Below are 2,600 nucleotides of genomic sequence, written 5' to 3'. Positions count from 1 at the left end.
GAGCGAAAAAATAAAATTGTTGTGGCACCTGATAAATGGAAAAAAGACACCTCAACTAATTGGGATGGTTTGTTATTACCATCCTTTGTCAGATTGTGACCTACTTTTAGCATCATAGTTAGATGCCGATCTAAAACGGTTAACTCCCTTTTTCCACGGATTTTTATTATGTTTAACAATGCAACCGAAGTTATTATATATTATACGTCATGCGAAAGCAGAAGAGTTTTCCTTTGACAAAACGGATTTCGAGCGGGGACTGATCGACAAGGGTGTTAAGCGGGCAGGAGAACACGCATTAATATTAAAAAAGCAATTCTCAAACCATGACGATAAAATTCTAATCGTTTCTTCTACCGCTAGACGTGCCGTGCAGACCGCACAAATTTTCGCTGACATTATCGGATATCCAGAGGATAAAATACAATGGTGTCCTGCCATATATGAAGCGCACTATTTAGAAATTTTGAAAAATATTAACAATATTTCAGCAAACTATAATCAAGTGTTAGTCTTCGGCCATAATCCTGGATTATCCGATCTAATTTCTTACATATCCGATGAATTTGTTAACCTAAAAACAGCCAATATTGCTTGTCTAAAGATTGTTGAAGGGCTAGACTATTCAACACTTTCGGCAAATACGGCTAACCTTAACAAGCTTATTGGCGATTAAATTATCTACCTTTGTGCTATGGCAAATGAACTGCAATATGAAAATTCACCATATTTAAAACAGCACGCCCACAATCCTGTCGACTGGATGCCTTGGGGTGAAAAGGCATTGGAAAAAGCACGTGATCAAAATAAGCTAATCATCGTAAGTATTGGTTACTCGGCTTGTCATTGGTGCCACGTTATGGAAAGGGAAAGTTTCGAAAACGATGCAGTTGCCAAAACGATGAACTCCTTCTATGTCCCCATCAAAATAGATCGGGAGGAACGTCCAGATATTGATCAAATATACATGATTGCTGTGCAACTCATGACAAATGCAGGCGGCTGGCCATTAAATTGCATATGCTTACCTGATGGCCGTCCAATATATGGGGGGACCTATTTTAAACCGCAAGACTGGCAACAAGTTTTGTTACAAATTGCAAAAATGTGGGAAGAAACTCCTGAGATAGCGATAGACTATGCAGAGCGACTAACACAGGGGATTCAAAAGGCTGAAAAATTACCTATTTCACCCATTCCAAAACAATATACAGTCGACGATATTAAAGAGATCATTAAACCTTGGATTAGCCAGTTTGACACAAAAGACGGTGGATACAACCGAACACCAAAATTTCCTCTTCCCAATAACTGGGTATTTTTACTTCGATACGCAGTTTTAGCCGACGACGAGTCTACTCTTCGACATGTACATTTTACACTGGACAAAATAGCCAACGGCGGAATATATGATCATGTTGGAGGAGGATTTGCTCGATACTCTGTAGATGGACAATGGCATGTTCCTCATTTTGAGAAAATGCTTTATGACAATGGACAGTTAATCTCCCTATATAGCGAGGCTTTTCAACAGAATCCGTCCTCTAATTATAAACGAGTAGTAAAAGAAACGATTGAATGGGCACAGCGTGAAATGCTCGATCCCAACGGTGGGTTTTATTCGGCGCTGGATGCGGATAGCGAAGGAGTAGAAGGTAAATTCTATACTTTTAGTTTGAATGAGTTTCAAACGATTCTTGGAGACGATGCGCCATTAGCTGCTGGTTATTATAACCTTTCCGAGGAAGGAAATTGGATCGAAGAACAAACAAATATACTACTCACACACACGGAGAATCTAGGCTTGATTCAAGAAGCGGGTTTTTCTCATGCTGAGTGGGAGTCCTACCTTACCGAAATTAAAGACAAGTTATTAACGTATCGGGAAAAACGAGTCCGTCCGGGTTTAGATAACAAGCAACTAACATCATGGAACGCACTAATGTTAAAAGGTTTAATTGACGCCTACCGCGCCTTTGACAATCCCGATTATCTTCAGCTAGCAATCCAAACCTCAATTTTTATAAAAACACACTGTTTTTCGGGAGATCGGTTACTCCATCAACCTTCAGACAGCAACAGAACCATACACGGATTCCTTGACGACTATGCCCTAACTGCAGAAGCTTTAATCGCACTTTATAGCGCCACCTTTGACGAATCTTATTTAGAGGAGGCGAACATGTTAGCTCAAAATGCAATTAAACTATTTTATGACCCAAATGAAAAGACTTTCTATTATACTGCTGAAAGCGAACAACACCTAATCGCAAGGAAAAGTGAAATAATGGATAATGTTATTCCCTCCTCCTCGTCCACACTTGTACGTGTATTATACGCGCTAGCCGAGTTGTTTGACAACACACATTATTTCAACCTTGCTGAACAAGTTTTTGCCAACGTTTTTCCTCATATCAAACAATATGGATCAGCGTACTCCAATTGGGCAATTCAGCTACTCGAGCATGTATATGGCAACAACCAGATCGCATTGGTCGGAAAGGACAATTTAAGCTGGCGGAAAGAACTGGACAAACACTATATCCCAAATAAAACAGTATTAGGGGGAACAAAAAGTAACTTACCATTGTTAAAGGATA

General features: G+C 39.7%; 2 protein-coding genes. Both read left to right on the top strand.

Features of this window, described 5'->3' with window-relative positions; translation table 11 throughout:
• Positions 1-178 precede the first annotated feature (178 nt).
• Positions 179-676, top strand: coding sequence for a SixA phosphatase family protein (locus HP439_RS18635; protein ID WP_172391834.1), 498 nt, complete (start codon positions 179-181; stop codon positions 674-676).
• Positions 677-694: 18 nt separating this feature from the next.
• Positions 695-2,600 (top strand): thioredoxin domain-containing protein (locus HP439_RS18630; protein WP_172391833.1); only part of this gene is annotated, 1,906 nt, incomplete at its 3' end.

It is taken from the genome of Sphingobacterium shayense (assembly GCF_013179575.1).
GTDB classification, from domain to species: Bacteria; Bacteroidota; Bacteroidia; order Sphingobacteriales; family Sphingobacteriaceae; genus Sphingobacterium; species Sphingobacterium shayense.
This window is presented reverse-complemented; position numbering and strand designations above follow the sequence as displayed.

Coding starts and splice junctions, on each gene's coding strand:
- HP439_RS18635 (WP_172391834.1), top strand. CDS start 179: ATGCAACCGAAGTTATTATATATTATACGTCATGCGAAAGCAGAAGAG.